The sequence below is a fragment of the Aquabacter sp. genome (genome assembly GCF_965279295.1).
Lineage (GTDB): Bacteria > Pseudomonadota > Alphaproteobacteria > Rhizobiales > Xanthobacteraceae > Aquabacter.
In genome coordinates, this window is record NZ_CBDIHQ010000004.1 from 50,745 (window position 1) to 70,950 (window position 20,206).

At 64.9% G+C, this 20,206-nt stretch carries 18 protein-coding genes; 7 read left to right on the forward strand and 11 right to left on the reverse strand.

Annotation, left to right across the window (positions count from 1 at the left end; all coding sequences use genetic code 11):
- Positions 1-110: 110 nt before the first annotated feature.
- Positions 111-1,004: a UTP--glucose-1-phosphate uridylyltransferase GalU gene (galU, locus tag ADADO0_RS00935; protein ID WP_511303206.1), complete on the reverse strand. Its 894-nt coding sequence runs from the start codon at positions 1,002-1,004 to the stop codon at positions 111-113.
- A 154-nt stretch (positions 1,005-1,158) separates the two neighbouring features.
- Here galU and galE point away from each other — a divergent pair, with 154 nt between their 5' ends.
- Both galE and ADADO0_RS00945 read left to right on the forward strand, forming a co-directional pair.
- Positions 1,159-2,148, forward strand: coding sequence for a UDP-glucose 4-epimerase GalE (gene galE, locus ADADO0_RS00940; protein ID WP_511303207.1), 990 nt, complete (start codon positions 1,159-1,161; stop codon positions 2,146-2,148).
- Positions 2,149-2,301: 153 nt separating this feature from the next.
- Entirely contained in the window at positions 2,302-3,579 is a 1,278-nt protein-coding gene (locus tag ADADO0_RS00945) for a lytic murein transglycosylase (protein WP_511303208.1), read from the forward strand.
- Positions 3,580-3,855: 276 nt separating this feature from the next.
- Here ADADO0_RS00945 and ADADO0_RS00950 read toward each other — a convergent pair whose 3' ends face one another.
- Entirely contained in the window at positions 3,856-4,128 is a 273-nt protein-coding gene (locus ADADO0_RS00950; RefSeq protein ID WP_511303209.1) for a hypothetical protein, read from the reverse strand.
- A 249-nt stretch (positions 4,129-4,377) separates the two neighbouring features.
- On the opposite strand from ADADO0_RS00950, the gene ADADO0_RS00955 reads away from it, so the two are divergent.
- Positions 4,378-6,066, forward strand: coding sequence for a DUF262 domain-containing protein (locus ADADO0_RS00955; protein ID WP_511303210.1), 1,689 nt, complete (start codon positions 4,378-4,380; stop codon positions 6,064-6,066).
- A 195-nt stretch (positions 6,067-6,261) separates the two neighbouring features.
- Here ADADO0_RS00955 and ADADO0_RS00960 read toward each other — a convergent pair whose 3' ends face one another.
- Positions 6,262-7,266 carry a glycosyltransferase family 2 protein gene (locus ADADO0_RS00960; protein WP_511303211.1) on the reverse strand — a complete coding sequence of 335 codons (1,005 nt, stop codon included), beginning with the start codon at positions 7,264-7,266 and terminating at the stop codon, positions 6,262-6,264.
- Positions 7,263-9,470 carry a glycosyltransferase family 2 protein gene (locus ADADO0_RS00965; protein WP_511303212.1) on the reverse strand — a complete coding sequence of 736 codons (2,208 nt, stop codon included), beginning with the start codon at positions 9,468-9,470 and terminating at the stop codon, positions 7,263-7,265. Before ADADO0_RS00965 ends, ADADO0_RS00960 begins: the two co-directional genes overlap by 4 nt.
- Before the next feature lie 412 nt (positions 9,471-9,882).
- Here ADADO0_RS00965 and ADADO0_RS00970 point away from each other — a divergent pair, with 412 nt between their 5' ends.
- From ADADO0_RS00970 to ADADO0_RS00980, 3 genes are read left to right on the forward strand one after another with little or no spacing between them, the layout of a single operon-like run.
- Complete coding sequence (locus tag ADADO0_RS00970; RefSeq protein ID WP_511303213.1) at positions 9,883-10,848, forward strand: HlyD family secretion protein; 966 nt, start codon at positions 9,883-9,885, stop codon at positions 10,846-10,848.
- Positions 10,845-11,819, forward strand: coding sequence for an ABC transporter ATP-binding protein (locus ADADO0_RS00975; RefSeq protein ID WP_511303214.1), 975 nt, complete (start codon positions 10,845-10,847; stop codon positions 11,817-11,819). Before ADADO0_RS00970 ends, ADADO0_RS00975 begins: the two co-directional genes overlap by 4 nt.
- A complete protein-coding gene (locus ADADO0_RS00980; RefSeq protein WP_511303215.1) occupies positions 11,816-12,970 on the forward strand; it encodes an ABC transporter permease in 1,155 nt (384 codons plus the stop codon). The genes ADADO0_RS00975 and ADADO0_RS00980 overlap by 4 nt, the downstream gene beginning before the upstream one ends.
- Positions 12,971-12,990: 20 nt before the next feature.
- On the opposite strand, the gene ADADO0_RS00985 is transcribed toward ADADO0_RS00980, so the two are convergent.
- The 6 genes from ADADO0_RS00985 to ADADO0_RS01010 all read right to left on the reverse strand — a co-directional run bounded on the left by ADADO0_RS00985 (position 12,991) and on the right by ADADO0_RS01010 (position 17,652).
- Positions 12,991-13,776 carry a succinate dehydrogenase iron-sulfur subunit gene (locus tag ADADO0_RS00985; protein ID WP_511303216.1) on the reverse strand — a complete coding sequence of 262 codons (786 nt, stop codon included), beginning with the start codon at positions 13,774-13,776 and terminating at the stop codon, positions 12,991-12,993.
- A gap of 41 nt (positions 13,777-13,817) precedes the next feature.
- On the reverse strand, positions 13,818-14,057 hold the full coding sequence (locus tag ADADO0_RS00990; RefSeq protein ID WP_511303217.1) for a hypothetical protein: 240 nt from the start codon (positions 14,055-14,057) through the stop codon (positions 13,818-13,820).
- A 28-nt stretch (positions 14,058-14,085) separates the two neighbouring features.
- Complete coding sequence (gene sdhA, locus ADADO0_RS00995; protein WP_511303218.1) at positions 14,086-15,915, reverse strand: succinate dehydrogenase flavoprotein subunit; 1,830 nt, start codon at positions 15,913-15,915, stop codon at positions 14,086-14,088.
- Positions 15,916-15,917: 2 nt separating this feature from the next.
- Positions 15,918-16,304 carry a succinate dehydrogenase, hydrophobic membrane anchor protein gene (sdhD, locus tag ADADO0_RS01000; protein ID WP_511303219.1) on the reverse strand — a complete coding sequence of 129 codons (387 nt, stop codon included), beginning with the start codon at positions 16,302-16,304 and terminating at the stop codon, positions 15,918-15,920.
- Between the two features lie 11 nt (positions 16,305-16,315).
- Positions 16,316-16,717 carry a succinate dehydrogenase, cytochrome b556 subunit gene (gene sdhC / locus ADADO0_RS01005; RefSeq protein WP_511303220.1) on the reverse strand — a complete coding sequence of 134 codons (402 nt, stop codon included), beginning with the start codon at positions 16,715-16,717 and terminating at the stop codon, positions 16,316-16,318.
- A gap of 284 nt (positions 16,718-17,001) precedes the next feature.
- A complete protein-coding gene (locus ADADO0_RS01010; protein WP_511303244.1) occupies positions 17,002-17,652 on the reverse strand; it encodes an OmpW/AlkL family protein in 651 nt (216 codons plus the stop codon).
- Between the two features lie 223 nt (positions 17,653-17,875).
- Here ADADO0_RS01010 and ADADO0_RS01015 point away from each other — a divergent pair, with 223 nt between their 5' ends.
- Positions 17,876-18,955 carry a CE1 family esterase gene (locus ADADO0_RS01015; RefSeq protein WP_511303221.1) on the forward strand — a complete coding sequence of 360 codons (1,080 nt, stop codon included), beginning with the start codon at positions 17,876-17,878 and terminating at the stop codon, positions 18,953-18,955.
- Here the strand turns inward: ADADO0_RS01015 and ADADO0_RS01020 are convergent.
- Positions 18,931-19,980 carry a MaoC family dehydratase gene (locus tag ADADO0_RS01020; protein WP_511303222.1) on the reverse strand — a complete coding sequence of 350 codons (1,050 nt, stop codon included), beginning with the start codon at positions 19,978-19,980 and terminating at the stop codon, positions 18,931-18,933. The genes ADADO0_RS01015 and ADADO0_RS01020 overlap by 25 nt on opposite strands.
- Positions 19,981-20,206: the final 226 nt, after the last annotated feature.

Below are 20,206 nucleotides of genomic sequence, written 5' to 3' on the forward strand. Positions count from 1 at the left end.
GTCAAGGCAAGGCCGGCTTATGAATAAGGGTAATCTAGTAGTGAATACGCCTGAAAGGGACCCTTGTTCCGAGGGAAAGCGCACGCTCTTTCCCTCGGGAATTCAGCGCCCTAGCAGAGGCGGTTGGCGTCGATGATGGCCTGAAGTTCGGTGCGGAATTCCGGCTCGATATCAGGGCGCGACAGCGCATAGGCCACGTTTGCCATCAGGAACCCGATCTTCGAGCCACAGTCATAAACCGTGCCGCCGAACTTCACGGCGAAGAAACGCTCGCGCTCCTTCAGCTTGAGCATGGAATCTGTGAGCTGGATTTCGCCTCCCGCGCCGCTCTCCTGCTTCGCCAGAAGGTCGAAGATGGTGGGCTGAAGGATGTAGCGTCCGGAAATGGCGAGGTTCGAAGGCGAGGTTCCCTTGACGGGCTTCTCCACCATGTCGGTGATTTCATCGACACCGGTCGGGGTCGGGCCAACCCCCACGATGCCATACTGATGGGTCTGGTCATCAGGCACCTCGTAGACCGATACGACATTGCCGCCGGTGCGGTTGTACGCCTCCACCATGCTGGCAAGGCAACCCTTGCCGTTCGGCTGGAGGTGCAGCATGTCCGGCAGCAGCAGCGCGAAGGGCTCGTCGCCGATCAGGTCGCGGGCACACCACACCGCATGGCCGAGGCCGAGAGGGAGTTGCTGGCGGGTGAAGGAGGTGGTGCCGGCCTTCGGGGTATCCCGGTCGAGCTGTTCCAGCTCCTTGATTTTGCCGCGGTCCGACAGTGTCTTTTCCAGCTCGAACTGCCGATCGAAATGATCCTCGATGACCGCCTTGTTGCGGCCGGTGACGAACACGATGTGCTCGATGCCCGCCGCGCGCGCCTCATCGACCACATGCTGGACCACCGGGCGGTCCACGACGGTCAGCATCTCCTTCGGCACCGCCTTGGTGGCCGGCAGGAACCGTGTGCCGAGACCGGCGACGGGGAGGATGGCTTTACGGAGAGGCTTAGGCATCTAGAGCACCGTGGTTTGTTTGCCGCGTTCCTATCACAGGCGTGAACTGTGCCGCAAAGAAACCCGCGCGCGCGCAAAAGGTTCACCCATTGGCACGGATTGACCTTCGTCGCAGGCTGCCCCAGCCTGCCGCTCCATCGGACGGAGACACGGCATGGCGGTTCTAGTCACGGGCGGCGGCGGATATATCGGCAGCCACATGGTTCTCGCGCTGCTGGACGCCGGTGAGAAGGTGGTGGTGCTCGATGACCTCTCCACCGGCTTCCGCTGGGCGATCGCCCCCGAGGCGACCTTCGTTTCAGGCGATGTCTGCGACGCCGAACTGGTGAAGCGCGTCGTCGCGGAACACGAGATCGAGGCGGTGATCCATTTCGCCGCCCGCATCGTGGTGCCTGATTCGGTGGCGGACCCGCTCGGCTATTACCTCGCCAACACTGTGAAGACCCGCGCCCTGCTGGAGGCCGTTGTCGAGGCCGGCGTGCCGCATTTCATCTTCTCTTCCACCGCCGCCGTTTACGGCATGGTCGGCATCGATCCTGTGGCCGAGGATGCCGTGCTGGCGCCGATCTCGCCCTACGGCCGATCCAAGCTGATGAGCGAGTGGATGCTGAAGGACACCGCCTTCGCCTTCCCGCTGCGCTATGTCGCTCTGCGCTATTTCAACGTCGCCGGTGCCGACCCGGCGGGCCGGTCGGGACAATCCACCGCAGGGGCGACCCATCTGCTGAAGGTCGCCTGCGAGACCGCGCTCGGCAAGCGGCCGGGCATCGAGGTCTATGGCACCGATTATCCAACCCCTGACGGCACCTGCCTGCGCGACTACATCCATGTGAGCGACCTGGTCTCCGCCCACCTCGACGCGCTGAACTATCTGCGCGCGGGCGGGGAAAGCCGGGTGTTCAATTGCGGCTACGGGCAGGGCTATTCCGTGCTGGATATGCTGGAGACGGTGAAAGCCATATCCGGCGTCGACTTCGCGGTGCGCTATTCTCCGCGACGCCCGGGCGATCCGGCGGCGGTGGTGGCAAAGGCGGACCTGATCCGCGCGGAATTGGGCTGGTCGCCGAAGCTGGACGACCTGCCGCTCATCGTGCGCACCGCGTTCGACTGGGAGCGCCAATTGGGCGCGCGGCGCAACATCTGAACGGTGGGCGATGCGGCTTTTGCCGGAAACTTTCCCTGCGTTAACCCTGACGCAACCATATTCGCGGCCCATTAGGCGCACGACAGCAATGTTGGCCGGTGGGCCACAGCGATAAGGCGGGCGACAGGAATGGCTCTTGGGACATCTGGCGGAATGGCCGCCTTGGCATTCGGCCTCACCCTGGTGGCCTTCGGCCCGGCCGGGGCTCAAGCGCAGGTGACCGGTTCGATCTTCGATGCACCGGCGCAGGCGCAGCCGCAGCGCAGCAGCCACCCGCTGATGACGCCGGACGCCATCGCGACGGCGGAAGCGAATTTCCCGGCGTGCATCGCGGGCATGTGGCCGCTGGCACAGGCCAAGGGCGTGTCCCGGCGTGGCTTCGAGCGGTTGACCGCCGACCTGACGCCCGACATGAAGATCATGGATTTCCTGGATTCCCAGCCGGAATTCTCCAAGCCCCTCGGCGCCTATGTGGACATGCTGGTGAGCGACCGCCGCATCACCCGAGGCCAGGAAATCCTCGCCAAGTACAAGACCATCTTCGATGCCGCCGAAAAGGCCTATGGCGTTGATCGCTATGCGGTTGCGGCGATTTGGGGCATCGAATCCGATTATGGCAGCCCGAGCGGCATGGGCTCGCGCCCGGTGCTGCGCTCCACGGCGACGCTCGCCTGCATCGGCCGGCGGCAGGATTATTTCCGCGACGAATTCATCGCCACCCTGCAGATCCTCGACCGGGGTGATGTGCCCGCCGACCATCTGAAGGGTTCCTGGGCCGGCGCGTTCGGTCCCACCCAGTTCATGCCCACCAGCTTCCAGCGGTTCGCGGTGGACTTCGACGGCGACGGCAAGCGCAACGTGGTGGATTCCATCCCCGACGTGATCGCCTCCACTGCCAACAACCTCAAGCTCGACGGCTGGGAGTTCGGCAAGACCTGGGGCTATGAGGTCGAACTGCCGCAGAACTTCGACTATCGCTATGTCGATCGCACCAAGCGCTACAGCATGGGGCAGTGGGCCTCCCTCGGCATCAAGCGGCCCGGCGGCAAGCCGTTCCCCCGCGCCACCGATACCGGTTTCCTGCTGCTGCCGGCTGGCGCGAATGGCCCGGCCTTCATCATGCTTCCGAATTTCTCGGCGATCCTCAAATACAATCCCGCCGATGCCTATGCCCTGGCCATCGGCCATCTCTCCGATCGCCTGCGCGGCGGCGGCGAGTTCGCCCAGAACTGGCCGAACGAGCCGGCCCTGTCGCGTTCCGAGCGGGTCGAGATCCAGAACCGGTTGGTCCAGCGCGGCTATGACGTCGGCACCATCGACGGCATCCTCGGCCAGAAGACCCGCGTCGCGGTGCAGGACTTCCAGACCAAATCCGGCCTGATACCGGACGGCTACCCCAACTCAGCCGTGCTCCAGAAGCTGCGGAACTAGGCACAGGCGCCGCGCCGCGAAACGCTCCGAAATAGACATCGCGCGCGTCCGCGGGACGGCGCGATGCATCGCCTCCACAGCACGCTTTTTCGCCGCCCCGAGGGGGAGTTGCGTCATGCGCTATAGCCTCCTCTCCCGCTTGCTGGGGAGGGCTGAGGAGGGGGCCGGAGCCTCAGAAATGGCTCTGCACCCAGGCCATGTCTCAGCAATTCCCCCTCCCTACCCCTCCACCGCAAGCGGTAGAGGGAATAACGCAACGGTCCCGCTGGGGCGCAGTTAAGGATGCGTGATCGCGTGCGGAGTGTCTGAAGATTGAAGCAGAGGGGCCAGCTTGGTCTCGTGGTTCAATTTGGTTTCCAGGTTCAGCTTGGCGAGCACGCGGTTGATGGGCTCGTCCACCGGCACATGGACATTCTGCCCGGTGGGGCCGATCTGGGTCGTCACCACGTTGCAGCCGTTCGCCGACATATAGACGGCGATCACATGGTCCGTATTGATATAGAAGCGCGTGGCCTCATACATCCGGCTCTTGAGTTCCACCAACGCCACCGCACGCCTCCTCACCAACCCGGCAAACGCCCCCTTCTGCTTCTGGCGGAACAGCTAAGGCTGAGATCGTGACGGATTTGAGGTTGGGGCAACGTGTTGACCAAAGGAGCTTCATCGCCCGCCAAGTCGTGGCAGGCGATGACCTTCGTCAGGGCTGATAGCGATGCACCGTATCACCGCATAAAACGTGTACCTCTCCGTTGCCTTAAGCTCGGCAATGAGTTGGAATGGATCTAATTAGGGGGGAGCATGACGAAACTATCGCCACTTCAAGCTCATGAAAATGTTTTGAAGGACATCTTCAGTGACCGCTACGCATTCGAAATTCCAGCATACCAACGGGCTTACGCTTGGACTGTGACCGAATGTCGTGAGCTCCTAAGCGATCTTTTGGAAGCAATGGATGCGCAGGGCTCCGACGGAGATTATTTCCTGGGTTCGATAGTTCTGGTGAAAGCACCAAGTAGCCCGGTAGCGTCGGTAATAGATGGCCAGCAAAGGTTGACCACACTGACTTTGCTTTTATCGGTGATACGTGACGGGTCCCAGGATTCAAAACAGCGCGCGGCTCGCGGAGCCTACATCTATCAAAAAGGCAATCCTGACGAACGCACAGAAGACAAGGTCCGCCTCACTCCCCGGCGAAAAGATCGCGCTTTTTTCCAAAAATATATCCAGAACGACGGCGCCACGAGCAACCTTCCTGATTGGAGTGAGCTTCAAGGGTCGCAGCAGCGCTTTATCGAAAATGCGACGTTCTTCCGCGACGAGCTGGCAAAGCTCGACGGTAACCGTCGCGATGCACTGACAAGGTTTCTGATCTCTGGGACCTATCTAGTGTCCGTGGAGGTTGCCTCCGAAGAAGCGGCTCGCCGCATTTTCATCGTTCTCAACGCCCGCGGGATGGACCTTTCTGCGACCGATATTCTGAAGGCGGACCTCCTTCAGCGTATCGAAAATGACGAAGATATTTATGCAGAGCGCTGGGATGCTGTCGAGACTGCTCTAGGCCGCGAAGAGTTCGCTTCGTTGTTTGGGATCATGCGCATGATCCACGAGCGCGAAAAGCCTCGCATGGCTATGGAGAAGGCCTTTCCAAAGTTCGTGCAGCCTTTCGCCAGCGACCCCCTCAATTTCATCGACGATCACCTCGAGCCAGCGGCAGACGCATTGCAACTTCTGTCGCGCCGAGACAGGCTTGTCGCCCGCTTCGGGAGCAAGGCAGCGGAAGCCGTGGTGGCTCTCGGTAAACTTGATAATGGAGATTGGCGGGCGCCGGCGATCCTTAAAATTCTGAAGTGCAAAGATAATGCCAGCACTGCCAAGTTCTTGATTGAACTGGAATGCGTCGCTTACCACATGTTCGTGGCCCGCTGGGATGTCACCAACCGTATCAACCGTTATGTCGGGATTCTCGATGAAATAGATCCGCGTGCGGACGTAAGCAAGCGGCAGGGCATCGAGCTCAGTGCAGATGACAAAAAGGAATTTCTACGAGAACTGGATGGCCCACTCTATACTAAGACCCGTGTCGTTCGGCCACTACTCGAACGTCTTGACTCTATTCTCTCAAGTGGCGGCGCTACCTACTCGGTGATCAGCGTCGAACATGTCCTGCCCCAGACTGTTTCTGACGGGAGCGAGTGGGCAACGCTTTTCCCAGACATCGATGAGCGTCGATATTGGGTTCACCGCTTAGCCAACTTGGTTTTGCTGACGAAGCGGATCAATACGAAGGCATCGAACTGGGATTTCGGCCGTAAGATTAGTGAATACTTCGCAAGCTCTGACGGATCAGCGCCATTCCCGCTGACGCAAGGCGTGCTAAATGCCAGCGGATGGAACGCTCAACATTTGGCCACCCGACAGATCAATCTCATCCAGAAACTCAGCGATCACTGGGGACTGGACTATCATCACCCAGTAGCACCTCAATAGCCCGCCTGGGCAACAGGCTGACCCACACTATTCCAAGCTCGTTGATCAAAGTGAATCTTATTGGTCTCATTGTTGCAATCTTAGGTTGCCAGTCCAAGCCTCTGGACCGGAATCCTCATTTGAACCGATGGGGTGCAAAGCCCAACGTATGCTGTTAGGCCGTGAACCAATATCGTTTTCTGGCGCAGTCCAGATTCACCTTCCAACCACCACCTCACCCCCATCCCCCGAACCCTGCTCCCCACCCAACACTTCGCCCACTGACAGCCCCTCCCCGGCCCCGCACGCGACATCCCGATCCGGCATGATCGCGCGCAGTGGCGCGCAGGCGGCTTCCGGCAGGCGCACCGCGAGGCCGTGGCGCCACATGCGCCAGGCGAGGAGGCCGGCCTCGATGTTGGAGAGGCCGAGGGCGGTGGCGAAGGCGGTCATGGCGGCGGGGAGGGTTTTGGCGAGGCCCAGCTTGGCGAAATTGGCGCGCAGGGCGTCGGAGGCGCGGGCCTGCGCGCTGCCGTGCACCTGGGAGACCGCCGAGGGCGAGACGGTGTAGTCGTAGAGCACCTCCTCCACCATGCGCGGCTTGAAGAAGCGCAGCCACAGGCTCCAGAGGGCGAAATCCTCGCAATTGTCATAGCCGGCGAGGTGGGGGTAGCCGCCGAGCGCGAGATAGATGTCGCGCCGTGCCAGTACGCTGCCGTGGGGAAACGGGCAGCCCACGTCCACCACGAAATCGAGGATCGGCCCCCATTCGGCCGGGCGGATATGGGTGCCGAGCGCCTTCCCCTCCGGCGTCACCAGAACCATGCCGGTGGCGGTGATGGTGAGGTCGGGATCGGCGGCGAACAGGGCGAGCTGCTTTTCGATCTTGGTGGGGCGCCAGGCGTCGTCCGCATCGAGCCGTGCGATATAGGGGTGGCGGGCGGCGACGAGGCCGGCATTCAGGGCCGTCGTGATTCCCTGGTTCTTCGCCCGGCGCACGATATGCACGCCGCCGGCGGCCGCGCCCAGATCAGCCATATGGGTCGCGACCGGCATCGGGCTGCCATCGTCCACCAGCACGATCTCGAACGGGCCGGGAAACCGCTGGTCGTGGACGCTTTCGAGCGCCCGGCGGAGCAGCCGCACCTCCTGCGCCCCACCCTGGCGGAACAGGACCGGGATGAGAACCGACACGCCCGGTGCGTCCGCCTCGCGGTTCATGACGGGACGGCCTCCGCGCGGGCGGCGGCGCGCAGGAATTGCTGCTTGGCGGCGATAAGGTGGCCGCTGGGGGCGGGGTGGCGCACGGCGTCGTTCGCGAAGTCGAAATCCATCAGGTCACGGTAATAGCGGGCCATGCCGAGCGCGGCGGCCACCCGCGCGCCATGGTCCATCGCGCGGGCCTGGCATAGATCATGGTGAGCAGGGTCGCGCTTGGTGAGGGTGTTGCCGTCGCCGATCATCAGAAACTCGCCCAAAGCCTCGGGCACCAGATGAAAGCGCAAGCCCGCGCCGAGCAGCGAGAGCAGGAAATCCCAATCCTCGAAATAGTCCACGTCCTCCAGCACCCGGATGCCGGAACCGGCGAGCGCATCGGTGCGCACGGCATAGGCATTGGTGGGAATGAAGTTTCCGGCTACCAGGCACGCGGTGGGCAGCGGCATGTGCAGGGTGTCGGCCTTGCCGCCCGGTGTGCGGCTGTTCACCAGCCCATAGACGACATCCGCGCCGGTGAGGCAGAACGCTTCCACCATGCGGGCGGCGAACAGGGGATAGTAAATATCGTCATCGTCCAGGAACGAGAGATACTGGAAGCGATCGCTGTTCTGGTCGAGATAGTCGAGCCCGACATTCCAGGGATAGCCGCGCCGGCGGGAGGTGTCCGAGGCATGCAGGAACACCACCGCCCCCTCCTGGTGCGGGGCCTGCGCGCGGACGCGCTCGAAGGTCTCGGCATCGCCGTGGACGATCACCGCCGCCACCAGCGGCTCGCTCTGCTCGTAGATGGAGTGCAGCGCCTGGGCTAGCAGGTCCGGCCGCCGCCCCTGGGTGCGCACCAGGCATAGACCCTGTTCCACCAGACTGCGGGTGATGGCGGGCCGGGCCGGCTGCGGCCATGCCTGATCGGTGAGGGCGCGCATGGCGGCGACGCGGGCGGCGCGTATCTTGCCCTTGTTGGGCTTGTGCGTGGCCGGGCGGCCGATCAACAGCTCGGGCACTGCTAGCACCGGTTCGCGAGTCGCAGCCTCAAGCAGCAATGCGTAGGCCGACGCGCCATCGAACCGCAGATCGAACCCGTCGCTCGCCAGGATCAGGTCGCGGCGCACCGCCACCAGCGCGCCGCAGGCGCTCGCCTGGGTGACAAGCTCGGCGGCATCGCGGGGCCGGTCCTGCCGCGCCACCGGGCGCCCGCCGGAGCCAAGCTCCAGCCCCCCCCCGCAGATGCAGCGGCAGAGCGGGAAGGCGGCGATGTAATGGGTGAGGATGTCGAGCGCGTCCGGCGCAAGGGTCTCGCCGCTGTCGATGAACAGCAGGAAATCGCCGTGCGCCGCGTCGGTGCCCTGGTTGCGCCGCGCCGCCTCGCCCCTGCGGTGTCCGTCGCTGACGAGGTGGATCGCGCCGCGCACGTCGCCCGGCAGCAGCGCCTCAAGCGCGTCGGTTTCGCACGCCGGATCGTCGTTGAGCACCAGCCAGTCGACCCGCCCTGAAACCGCGCGCGGTTGCGCCAGCACGGCGCCGACCCATCCCGCCGTGCGGGCAAAGCCTGCGCGGTCGCCGTCGAACACGGTGAGCAGGGTGAAATGCGGCACCACCGGGCTCGGCGCCACGTCGGGCTCCGGCACGCGGGTGGCGATATGGGCCTGCAACAGGTCCACCGGCCCGAGCCGCAGGCACCAGTCGCGCGCCGCCGGGTCCGTCAGGGCGGTCGGCGGCAGGTCGGTGCGGTTGAACGGCCCGGCCGCCGTGCGGGCGCTGGGAAAGATCTGCCCGGCGGTGAGCGGCGTGCCGCCGTACCATCCCGCCGGCGCGGGGGCGGCCCTGCGCCGCGCCGCAAGAGCGGCAAGCGCGCCGTCATCCGGCGCCGTGGCGCGGCCCTCGGCCGTCCCCGACAGCAGATAATGGGTGAACGGCTCCACGCCGCGCGCCGCCACGTCCGGGTGGATGGCGAGATAACACAGCGGGTCGAAATCCGGCCGTGGTCGCCGGCCCTCCCACGCGCCCTTGCGGACATAATGGGCGAGCGGCGCAAGGCCGGTGGCGGCGATGTCGGAATTGTTGGCGGCGTACCAAGCGGCATCGAACGCGCCGGTCCGGCGGAGCCGGCGCATGTCCCGCAGCGCCTTCAGGCGGCGCTCGATCTTCCGCAGCCGGGGGAACCGCGCGCAGAGGCGCTGCCAGAGGGCTATCGGCGGCGTGTCGGCCATGAAGCCTCAGGCCCGTGCCGGTCCGGCGGGGCGTGGATGCCCGACTCGACGGGCCTCAGGGGCGTTAGACAGCCGCATGCAGAACCCTCGGGAAGCCTTGGCGGGCGGGAGTTGCTTATAGATTCCGGTGGCTGTCAACATGCGCTCGGTGCCCCAGCGCACGGGCGTCTCCGCGCGCCGATTTTCAGGAAATTGACCTCGCGCAGTGCGGAAACGCCCATCACCTCTATCCAACTGGCCATGCGGTCTTCTGTGATTTTGGGAAATACGACACGGACCATTTATCGCCATTGGACAGACGATACCTCCGTGCTGCTCTTATGTGGGGTCTGCGGTCTGGCGGGCAAGCGCGCGCGCCGGAGGCATCGGCGCACACGGTGCCCGCCCTTACCGGGAGATTGGGGACGCGCGGATGATGAAAGCGGCATGCCGCGCCTTGATGGTTGTTTTGGGATTTTGCACGCTCACGGCGTGCGACCGGCAGCCGGCACAGGAATTCACCGGCTATATCGAGGGCGACCTTCTCTTCATCGGCCCGCAGGAGCCGGGCCGGGTGCTGACCTTGCCGGTGCGCGAGGGCGCGCAGACCAAAGCCGGACAGGTCATCGCCACGCTGGAGGACGATCTCCAGCGTGCGGACCTTGCCGCGACCAATGCGGCGCTGGCGGAAGCCCAGGCCCGCCTCGACAAGGCCAGGGCGGCTCAGCAAAGACCGGAGGAAATCGCGGTGCTGGAAGCCAGCGAGCGGCGCGCGACCACCGCGCTTGACCTCTCGCGCATCGACCTGGAGCGGCAGAAATCCCTGGTCCCGAAGGGTGCCGCCTCCCAGGCGACCCTCGACACGACCGCGCATCAATACGATCAGAACCAGGCCAGCCTGGACGAGATCCGCCGTCAGATCGACGTCGCCAAGATCGCCGCCCGCGACGAGGACATCGCCGCCGCCGGGGCGGCCGTGAAGCAGGCGCAGGCCAACCGCGACGCGGCGCAGATCCGCCTGGACCGGCGCGCCCTGAAGACGCCGAACGATGCCACCGTGCAGACCCTCTATTACCGCGTTGGGGAACTGGTGCCGGAGGGCCGCCCGGTGGTCTCGCTGCTGCCGCCCGGCCTCGTGAAGGTGCGCTTCTTCGTGCCGCAAGCCATGCTGCCGAAGGTATCGCTGGGCGCCCCGGTCGCGGTATCGTGCGACAACTGCCCGCCCCTCGCCGCCGACATCTCCTTCATCTCGGACGTCGCGGAATATACCCCGCCGGTGATCTACAGCCGGGAGGAACGGGCCAAGCTGGTCTATCTGGTCGAGGCGCGGCCGCGCGATCCCGCCGCCACCCGTCCCGGCCAGCCGGTGACGGTGCGCCTCGGCGGCGCGGTGAAATGAGCCCGCCGGATACCCCGCCGCAGGCCGATCCGGACATCGCCATCGAGGTGGAGGGGCTGCGCAAGAGCTTCGGCAGCCATGTGGTGGTGAACGACCTAACCATGCGGGTGCGGCGCGGCCAGATCTACGGCTTCCTCGGGCCCAACGGCTCGGGCAAGACCACCACCATCCGCATGCTGTGCGGTCTGCTGACGCCGGATGCCGGGCGCGGCACCTGCCTTGGCTACGACATCCTCACCCAGTCGGCGCTGATCCGCACCAAGGTCGGCTACATGACCCAACGCTTCTCGCTCTATGCCGACCTGTCGGTGCGCGAGAATCTGGAATTCGTGGCGCGGCTGTACGGCGTGGCCCACCCGGAAAAAGCGGCCGCCGCCGCATTGACCCGGCTCGGGCTGGAAGGACGGGGCAAGCAATTGGCGGGGGAGCTTTCGGGGGGCTGGAAGCAGCGGCTCGCGCTCGGCGCCTGCATTCTGCCCTCGCCCGAACTGCTGCTGCTGGACGAACCCACCGCAGGCGTCGACCCGCAGGCGCGGCGGGAATTCTGGAGCGAGATCCACGCGCTCGCCGCCGAGGGGCTGACGGTCCTGGTCTCCACCCATTACATGGACGAGGCCGAGCGCTGCCACGAGATCGCATACATCGCCTACGGCCATCTGCTGGCGCAGGGCAAGGTGGCGGAGGTGATCGCCGCCTCCGGCCTCAGCACCGTGACGGTGGAGGCGTACGGCGATGCCGATACCGGCCCGGCCATGGCGCTGCTGGCGCGTGAGTTGGAGGCCCTGCCCGGCATCGACATGGTGGCCCCGTTCGGCACCCGCCTGCATATCTCCGGCCGCAATCCGCAGGCGCTGGAGGCGGCGCTTGGCCCCTACCGCGCGCGGGCGGACCTGAGCCTGAAGCAGGACGCGCCCACCCTGGAGGACGTTTTCATCGACCTGATGAGCCGCTCCAAGGACGATCTGAAATGATCGGCGGCGGCTTCTTCCGGCGGGTCGGCGCCATGGTGGTGAAGGAATTCATCCAGCTGCGGCGCGACCGGGTAACGTTCGCCACCATGATCATGATCCCGCTGCTGCAACTGGTGCTGTTCGGCTATGCCATCAACACCACGCCGCGCCACCTGCCGACCGCTGTGCTGGCCCACGAGAACACCGACGCCACCCGCGCCATTATCGCGGCACTGAAGAACACCGATTTCTTCCAATTTACCCGCGAGGCCTTGAGCGATGCCGACGCGGAACACCTGATCCGCTCGGGCGCGGTGCTGTTCCTGCTGGAAATCCCCGCCGGGTTCGAGCGGTCCCTGCGGCGCGGCGAGACGCCCCAATTGCTTGTGGCGGCGGATGCGACCGACCCGGTGGCGGCCGGCAATGCGCTGGGCGCTCTGGAGGGTGTGGTGTCCACCGCGCTGCGCCGCGAGCGGTTCGTGGGCCAGCAGGCCGGCACGCCGGGCACCGGCAACCCGCAGGACGCACCACCGTTCGAGATCGTCCAGCACCGGCGCTACAACCCCGCCGGCACCTCGCAGCTCAACATCGTGCCGGGCCTGCTGGGCACCATCCTGACCATGACCATGCTGATCTTCACCGCGCTGTCCGTGACCCGCGAGACCGAGCGCGGCACCATGGAAAGCCTGCTCTCCATGCCGATCTCCCCGGTGGAGATCATGCTGGGCAAGATCCTGCCCTATGTGCTGGTGGGGGTGATGCAGGGGGTGCTGATCCTCGGCGCCGGGATGATCCTGTTCGACGTGCCGATCGAGGGCTCGGTGGTGCTGCTGGCGGTGGTGACGCTGCTGTTCATCACCGCCAACCTGTCGGTGGGCTACACCTTCTCGACGCTGGCGACCAATCAGCTCCAGGCGGTGCAAATGAGCTTCATGTTCTTCCTGCCCAACATCCTGCTGTCAGGCTTCATGTTCCCGTTCGCGGGCATGCCGGTGTGGGCGCAATGGATATCGGAATGCCTGCCCCTCACACATTACCTGCGCATGGTGCGCGGCATCCTGCTGAAGGGCGCGGGGCTGTACGATCTCGGCCTCGACATCGCCATCCTGGCCGGTCTGATGCTGCTGGCCATGGGCATCGCCGTCGCCCGGTTCCGCCAGACGCTGGATTGAGGTTCCCGCCGTCCCAACACTCAGATCTGGCGTTCGACCATCATCTTCTTGATTTCGGCGATGGCCTTCGCCGGGTTCAGGCCCTTGGGGCAAGCCTGGGCGCAATTCATGATGGTGTGGCAGCGATAAAGCCGGAAGGGGTCTTCCAGATTATCGAGGCGCGAACCGGTGCGCTCGTCGCGGCTGTCGGAGAGCCAGCGATGGGCCTGGAGCAGCGCCGCCGGGCCGAGATAGCGGTCGCCGTTCCACCAATAGCTCGGGCAGGAGGTGGAGCAGCAGGCGCACAGGATGCACTCGTAGAGGCCGTCAAGCCGCTCGCGATCACCCTTGGACTGGCGCCATTCCTTCTCGGGAGCTGTGGTGTCGGTCTGGAGCCAGGGCTCGATCGAGGCATGCTGCGCGTAGAAGCGCGTGAGGTCGGGAACGAGATCCTTCACCACTTCCATGTGCGGCAACGGATAGACGTTCACGATGCCCTTCATCAGCACCTCATCCATGCCCTTGGTGCAGGCGAGGGTGTTGGTGCCGCCGATGTTCATGGCGCAGGAGCCGCACACGCCTTCGCGGCAGGAGCGGCGGAACGTCAGCGTCGGGTCGATCTTGTTCTTGATGTAGATGAGCCCGTCCAGAACCATCGGGCCGCAATCTTCGCGGTTCACGTAATACGTGTCGATGGAGGGGTTCTTCCCGTCGTCCGGGTTCCAGCGATAGATGCGGAACTCGGTCAGCTTGGTCGCGCCCTGGGGCTTCGGCCAGGTCTTGCCGCCGCTGATCTGGGAGTTCTTGGGCAGGGCCAGTTCAACCATGTTCCGTCCTCATCGCCGGACACGCCGGCAGCGATAACTCATCAATCCTCGTGGAGATCGAAGCGGCGATCGAGCTGAGCCCGGCGCTCCTCCACGCGCTCGTAGCGATCATCGCGCCGAGGCTTTTCAAACGTCTTCAGGTTTTCCGCTTTCAGAGCTTCGATACGCTCCTCAAGCAGTTCAACCTGGTCCGACAAGGCATCCACCTTGTCTTCCAGCCGGCGCAAATGGTCGAGGACCAGTGCGCCCAGCTTCTTTCGCCCCAACGCCTTCTTCGCCACGCGACGCGCTCCCGTTCAGTCCGCGCGCTCAGTAAACACGCTTCTTGGGCTCGATGTACTGAATGTCGTTGGAGAGGGTGTAGGTGTGCACCGGCCGGTCATCGAGGCGCACCGCGCCGGTGGCCGTGTCGAGATAGGCCAGCGTGTGCTTCATCCAATTGTGGTCGTCGCGATCCGGGTAATCCTCGCGGGCGTGCGCGCCTCGGCTTTCCAGGCGGTTCGCCGCGCTTTCCATGGTGACCACAGCCTGGGAGATCAGATTGTCGTATTCCAGGGTCTCGACGAGATCGGAATTCCAGACCAGCGAGCGGTCGGTAACGCCGATATCCGTGGTTCCATTGAACACGTCGTGGATCAGCTTGCGACCTTCGTCCAGCACCTCGCCGGTGCGGAACACGGCGCAATTGCTCTGCATCACCCGCTGCATGTCGGCGCGCAGCGCGGCCGTGGGCGTGGAGCCCTTGGCGTAGCGGAAATGGTCGAGCCGTCCGAGCGCCTTGTCCGCGCTGTTGGCGGGCAGTTCGCGCTGCTTCTCGCCGGGGTGCACAACCTCGGCGGCCCGCAGAGCAGCCGCGCGGCCGAATACCACCAGATCGATCAGCGAGTTGGAGCCAAGGCGATTGGCGCCGTGCACCGAGACGCAGGCCGCTTCGCCGATCGCCATCAGGCCCGGCACCACCTTGTCTGGGTCTCCATTGGCCTTGTTCAGCACCTCGCCGTGATAGTTCGTGGGAATGCCGCCCATGTTGTAGTGCACGGTCGGGATCACCGGGATCGGCTCGCGGGTCACATCGACGCCGGCGAAGATCTTGGCGCTTTCCGAGATGCCGGGCAGGCGCTCGTGGAGGATCGCCGGATCCAGGTGGTCGAGATGCAGGTAGATGTGGTCCTTGGCCTTGCCGACGCCGCGTCCTTCGCGGATCTCCATGGTCATGGAGCGGGACACCACGTCGCGGGAGGCCAGATCCTTCGCGGAAGGCGCATAGCGTTCCATGAAACGCTCGCCCTCGGAATTGGTGAGGTATCCGCCTTCGCCGCGCGACCCTTCCGTGATCAGGCAGCCCGAACCGTAGATGCCGGTGGGGTGGAACTGCACGAACTCCATGTCCTGCAACGGCAGACCGGCGCGCAGCACCATCGCGTTGCCGTCGCCGGTGCAGGTGTGGGCGGAGGTGGCGGAGAAATAGGCCCGGCCGTAACCGCCGGTGGCGAGGATCGTCAGCTTGGAGCGGAAGCGGTGGATGGTGCCGTCATCCAGCTTCAGCGCGATCACGCCGCAGCAGCGGCCGTCTTCGTCCATGATGAGGTCGATGGCGAAGAATTCGATGAAGAATTCCGCCTTGTGCTTCAGGGCCGCGCCGTAGAGCGTGTGGAGCATGGCATGGCCGGTGCGGTCGGCCGCGGCGCAGGTGCGCTGGGCCGTGCCCTTGCCGAAATGCGTGGTCATGCCGCCGAACGGGCGCTGGTAGATTTTGCCGTCCTCGGTGCGGGAGAACGGGACGCCCCAATGCTCCAGCTCGTAGACGGCGGCGGGCGCGTTGCGCACCAGATATTCAATGGCGTCCTGGTCGCCCAGCCAGTCCGACCCCTTAACGGTATCGTACATGTGCCATTCCCACTTGTCCTCGCCCATGTTGGCGAGCGAGGCGGCGACGCCGCCCTGAGCCGCCACGGTGTGGGAGCGGGTGGGGAACACCTTGGTGATGCAGGCGGTGCGAAGGCCCGCCTCGGAGCAGCCGACGACGGCACGCAGTCCGGCGCCGCCGGCGCCCACCACGAGCACGTCATAGGTATGGTCAGTGATCGGATAGGCCGCGCCGTTCACGCCGGGGCCGCTGGTTCCGTTTGCGTCTGCCATTGTCAGCCTCCCAGGCTGATCTTGAGCACGGCGAAAGCCCCGGCGAGGCCGATGGCAACCGTGAAGAACGTGTTGGCGATGATGCAGAGCACCTTCGGCGCTTCCCCATGGACATAGTCCTCGATCACCACCTGCATGCCGATGCGCATGTGGACGGTCACCGACAGGAGGGTGAGCAGGATGATGACCGCGACGAGGGGATGGCCCAGCGTGGTGCGGGCCGTCTCGTAGCTCTCGCCGGCCAGCGAGATGACGATGATGATGAAGCAGACGGCCAGGATCAGATTCCCGAGCCCGGTCACCCGCTGCATGAAGAAGTGGTCCGTCCCGGAGCGGGCGGCGCCGAGGCCGCGAACGCGGCCGAGGGGGGTGCGCATCGGAGCGTGCATCAGAAGTCTCCTCAGCCCTTCATCGCCAGGCCGATGATCCAGACCACGACGGTCAGGACCACGGAGCCGGCCAGCGTCGCCTTGGCGAGCAGCACGCGCTCCTTCGCCCCGAAGCCGATGATGAAATCCCACATGAAATGGCGAATGCCGCCAAGAGCGTGGTGCAGCAGCGCCCAGGTGAAGCCCAGCAGCACCAGGCGTCCGAACCACGAGCCGGCGATGCCTGTGAACACGTCGTAGGCATGGGGCGAGGAGGCGGTCGCCAGCAGCCACCAAACGAACAGCACCATGCCGAAATACAGCGCGCATCCGGTGATGCGATGCACAATCGACATGACCATCGTGAAGAGCGGGCGATAGATCTGTAGGTGGGGAGAGAGCGGGCGCTGAATACGCGACGGACTGTCGGCCATGGGGCTCCTCCGGAAATCAAACGATCAGGTATCTTAATCGTCGCCAGTTCGCAACGATTCCAAAGCATGGTTATGCCCCGGATGCACCAATATGCCGCGGCGCGGCAAGGTCGGACGCCGCAGATCCTCTCCGCGTGCGGCGCAATGCTACGCCTTAAAGCGCTTGGGTCGCCAGCCGCGCAGTGCTCAAAACGTAAAAAGGCGCGGGAGGGTACCGCGCCTTCCGTTACGTCGCCTGGATTTAAGGAGGCGTATTGGACGCCTGGGCGGCGTGGCTTTTCGGCCTAGAACCTGTAGGTGACGCCCGCCGCGACGAGCCAGGGGTCGAGATTGGCGGTGCCATTGAGCACCGCGCCATTGACGCCGACGGTGAAGTCCGGCTGGAGGAAAAGCCGCTTCACATCGACATTGAAGCCCCAGTGGCGGTCAATCATGTAGTCAAAGCCGGCCTGAAGCGCCCAGCCGAAGCTGTTCTTCACATTCAGCGAATCGACGCTGTAGGTGGTGGTGTTGAAGAACACCGTGTAGTTCACGCCCGCGCCGACATAGGGCTTGAACGCGCCGAAATCGGTGAAGTGGTATTGCAGCGTGAGGGTCGGCGGCAGCAGCCACACCTTGCCCACGTCCAGCCCGCCCAGCGTGCCAGCACCGGAAATCGTGTGCGGAGTGACGCCCAGGATGAGTTCCGCGGCAATGTTCTTTGTGAAGAAATAGCTGATGTCGAGTTCGGGCACGACCGAGTCGGAATAATACAGGTTCGACCCGTTCACCCCGCTCACTGAGCCGCCGCCGGAGGGCAGGACGCCCAGCGCGCGGATGCGAATCATCCACGGGCTGAGTTCGGCGACAGGAGCCGGCGCCTTGAACACCGGTGCGGGCAGATCCGCCGCCGCCGCGCCGAACGCCCAGCCCATCATCATTGTGCCGGCCGCCATTTGCGCGATCCGCCGGTTCCAGAATGCGTTTGCCATCCTCAGCTTCCCAGTTCATCTGATCCGGGATCGAGTGTGCGGACACCGGTGTCCGGCGATTTTGCGGTGCATCAAGTTTTTGCGCTCCCCTTCACGTCTTGCGTGCGCTGTGTCTTCGTGGTGACAGGGCCTCAATGCGCTGGATTCGGCGGGTGGCCTTAAGTCTTTGGGCGGGAAAGTGCGATTGATGCGACCGGTGTTTCGGGGAAGTCTACTCTCGGCCGCGCGCCTCCAAGCCTTGCTGCTCGTGGTTCTGGCGCTGGGCGCCACGGCCGCCCCGGCGCAGTCGATCTCGCGGGTGGAGCGTTTCAAGGTGGGGCAGGAGGATCGCTCCTACCTCATCAACCTGCCGCCCGCGCCCAGCGCTTCCGCTAAGCCACGCCCGACGGTGATCGCCCTGCATGCCGCCGCTCAGACGTCGGAGGGCCTGAAGGATTACCTCGGCATGGAAAGCGCCGCTGCGCGCGAGGGATATGTCACCGTCTATCCCCAGGGCATCGGCCGGGTCTGGAACGATGGGCGCCCCGCCGCCATGCGGCTCAAGGCGGTGCTGACGCCGGGCGATGACGTTCCGTTCCTGGTGGCGCTGGTTCAGCGTCTGGTGGAGCAGGGCATCGCCGATCCCACCCGCATCTATCTCTTGGGCATTTCCAACGGCGGCTTCATGGTGGAGCGCATGGCATGCGAATTCCCCGCCCTGTTCGCCGCCTATGCGGTGGCCATGGCCACCGCGCCCGCCAATTACCGCGAGGAATGCCACCCCGCACAGCCGGTCTCGATCATGTTCGTCCACGGCACCGCCGACGGCGTGATCGCCTGGAACGGCTTCTGGACCCCGCTCGGCGCCACCCTTTCCGCACCCGATACGGCGGCGCTGTTTGCGCGGATCGATGAATGCACGGGCTCCGAGAACTCGGACCTGCCGGATATCGAGCCGCTGGATGCCACCACAGTCTCGGTGCGGCGCTGGTCGGGGTGCGCGGGCGGCTCGGAAGTTGCGCTCTACCGGGTCGAGCGGGGCGGGCACCAATCCCCGGCACGGACCGAGACCAAGCCGGGCCTCGCGACGCCCTTTCTCGGATTGCGCAACCGCGACATCGACATGGGCGAGGAGGCGCTGGCCTTCTTCGCCCGCTATCCTCTGGCGCCCGTGCCGGTCGGCGCGGTGCCGTTCCCCATGCCTTCGCCGCTCAAAGCAGGTGCGCAGCGCCGGGCTGAACGCCCGGCACTACCCCTCACAGCTCAGCGCGGGATCAGCACCCAGTAGTCCAGATCCAGGATCACGTTCGGGTCGTAGTCGTCGCCGCTTTTGAGCGGAAAGTCGGCGCACGGCCGATCCTTGGTGGCGATGGTGCGCACGCGCAGCGCACCGACATCGTCGCGGCCGGGGATTTCAGCGGCATCCAATATCTCGCTCCAGGCGAACACGGTGAGACCGGCGAACAGCGGCGCGACGTGACGGCCACCGTTGATCGCCGCCACATGGAAGGCGTTGGCAAGGCCGTTGAAGGAGAGGGCGCGGGCGAGCGAGATGACGTGGCCGCCATAGATCAGCCGGCTGCCGAAACGCCCCTGACTCTCGGTGAACTGGTTGAAATGCACCTTCGCCGTGTTCTGGTAGAGGCGGGTGGCGATCATGTGTTCCGCCTCCTCCACCGTCATGCCGTCCACATGGTCGATCTTCTCGCCGATTTCGTAATCGGCAAAGCGGTGCAGGCTGCCGGAAAGATCGTCGCGCCATTCGCTGAGATCCAGCGGGGGGACCGCATCGCCCAGCGCGTCGGGGGCGAGCGCGGAGGGCAGGTGCGGGATGACGGTTTCCGGGGCAGGGGTCTTGGGATCGCGCTTGCGCACCATCACCCAGCGCACATAGTCCAGGACTTCCACGCCATCCTGGTTGAAACCGGTGGAGCGCACATAGACGACGCCGCTGGTGCCGTTGGAATTCTCGCGCAGCCCGATCACCTCCGAGACCGCGTGGAGCGTGTCGCCGGGATAGACCGGGGCGAGAAAGCGCCCGCCGGCATAGCCCAGATTGGCGACAGCGTTCAGCGAGATGTCAGGCACGGTTTTGCCGAACACGATGTGAAACACCAGCATGTCGTCCACCGGCGCGCGGGGATAACCGATCACCTGGGCGAAAGCATCCGCCGACTGGACCACGAAGCGCGAGCCATAGAGGGCGCTGTAGAGGCTGACATCTCCGACCGTCACGGTGCGCGGCGTGGCGTGGCGGATCACCTGGCCGATGGAGAAGTCTTCAAAGAAGTTGCCCGAATTGGTCTTGGTCATCCGTTTCCCCCTGAGCGCACCGGGACGCGCTCGTCCTCGACATCCAGAGGCGGCGCGCAGCTACCGCTATGTTGCAGAGCGCAACGACGCGGCGCAACAGCGTAAGGCTGGCCCGGCCTGGGTTCGGCAGACGGCGGTTCGACGGGCGCAGGGGCAAAACGACGCGATCACCGTGTGGGGATCGCTTCCGTAGCTTGACGACGCGGGCATCCTTGGTGCTGATGCC

Excerpts from the sequence above, each read along its gene's own strand:
- ADADO0_RS00970 (WP_511303213.1), top strand. The coding sequence starts at position 9,883 with ATGATGAAAGCGGCATGCCGCGCCTTGATGGTTGTTTTGGGATTTTGC.
- sdhC (WP_511303220.1), bottom strand. The coding sequence starts at position 16,717 with ATGGCCGACAGTCCGTCGCGTATTCAGCGCCCGCTCTCTCCCCACCTA.
- galE (WP_511303207.1), top strand. The coding sequence starts at position 1,159 with ATGGCGGTTCTAGTCACGGGCGGCGGCGGATATATCGGCAGCCACATG.
- galU (WP_511303206.1), bottom strand. The coding sequence starts at position 1,004 with ATGCCTAAGCCTCTCCGTAAAGCCATCCTCCCCGTCGCCGGTCTCGGC.
- sdhA (WP_511303218.1), bottom strand. The coding sequence starts at position 15,915 with ATGGCAGACGCAAACGGAACCAGCGGCCCCGGCGTGAACGGCGCGGCC.
- ADADO0_RS00980 (WP_511303215.1), top strand. The coding sequence starts at position 11,816 with ATGATCGGCGGCGGCTTCTTCCGGCGGGTCGGCGCCATGGTGGTGAAG.
- ADADO0_RS00960 (WP_511303211.1), bottom strand. The coding sequence starts at position 7,266 with ATGAACCGCGAGGCGGACGCACCGGGCGTGTCGGTTCTCATCCCGGTC.
- ADADO0_RS00975 (WP_511303214.1), top strand. The coding sequence starts at position 10,845 with ATGAGCCCGCCGGATACCCCGCCGCAGGCCGATCCGGACATCGCCATC.
- ADADO0_RS00965 (WP_511303212.1), bottom strand. The coding sequence starts at position 9,470 with ATGGCCGACACGCCGCCGATAGCCCTCTGGCAGCGCCTCTGCGCGCGG.
- ADADO0_RS00985 (WP_511303216.1), bottom strand. The coding sequence starts at position 13,776 with ATGGTTGAACTGGCCCTGCCCAAGAACTCCCAGATCAGCGGCGGCAAG.
- ADADO0_RS00955 (WP_511303210.1), top strand. The coding sequence starts at position 4,378 with ATGACGAAACTATCGCCACTTCAAGCTCATGAAAATGTTTTGAAGGAC.
- ADADO0_RS01015 (WP_511303221.1), top strand. The coding sequence starts at position 17,876 with ATGCGACCGGTGTTTCGGGGAAGTCTACTCTCGGCCGCGCGCCTCCAA.
- ADADO0_RS01020 (WP_511303222.1), bottom strand. The coding sequence starts at position 19,980 with ATGACCAAGACCAATTCGGGCAACTTCTTTGAAGACTTCTCCATCGGC.
- sdhD (WP_511303219.1), bottom strand. The coding sequence starts at position 16,304 with ATGCACGCTCCGATGCGCACCCCCCTCGGCCGCGTTCGCGGCCTCGGC.
- ADADO0_RS00945 (WP_511303208.1), top strand. The coding sequence starts at position 2,302 with ATGGCCGCCTTGGCATTCGGCCTCACCCTGGTGGCCTTCGGCCCGGCC.
- ADADO0_RS01010 (WP_511303244.1), bottom strand. The coding sequence starts at position 17,652 with ATGGCGGCCGGCACAATGATGATGGGCTGGGCGTTCGGCGCGGCGGCG.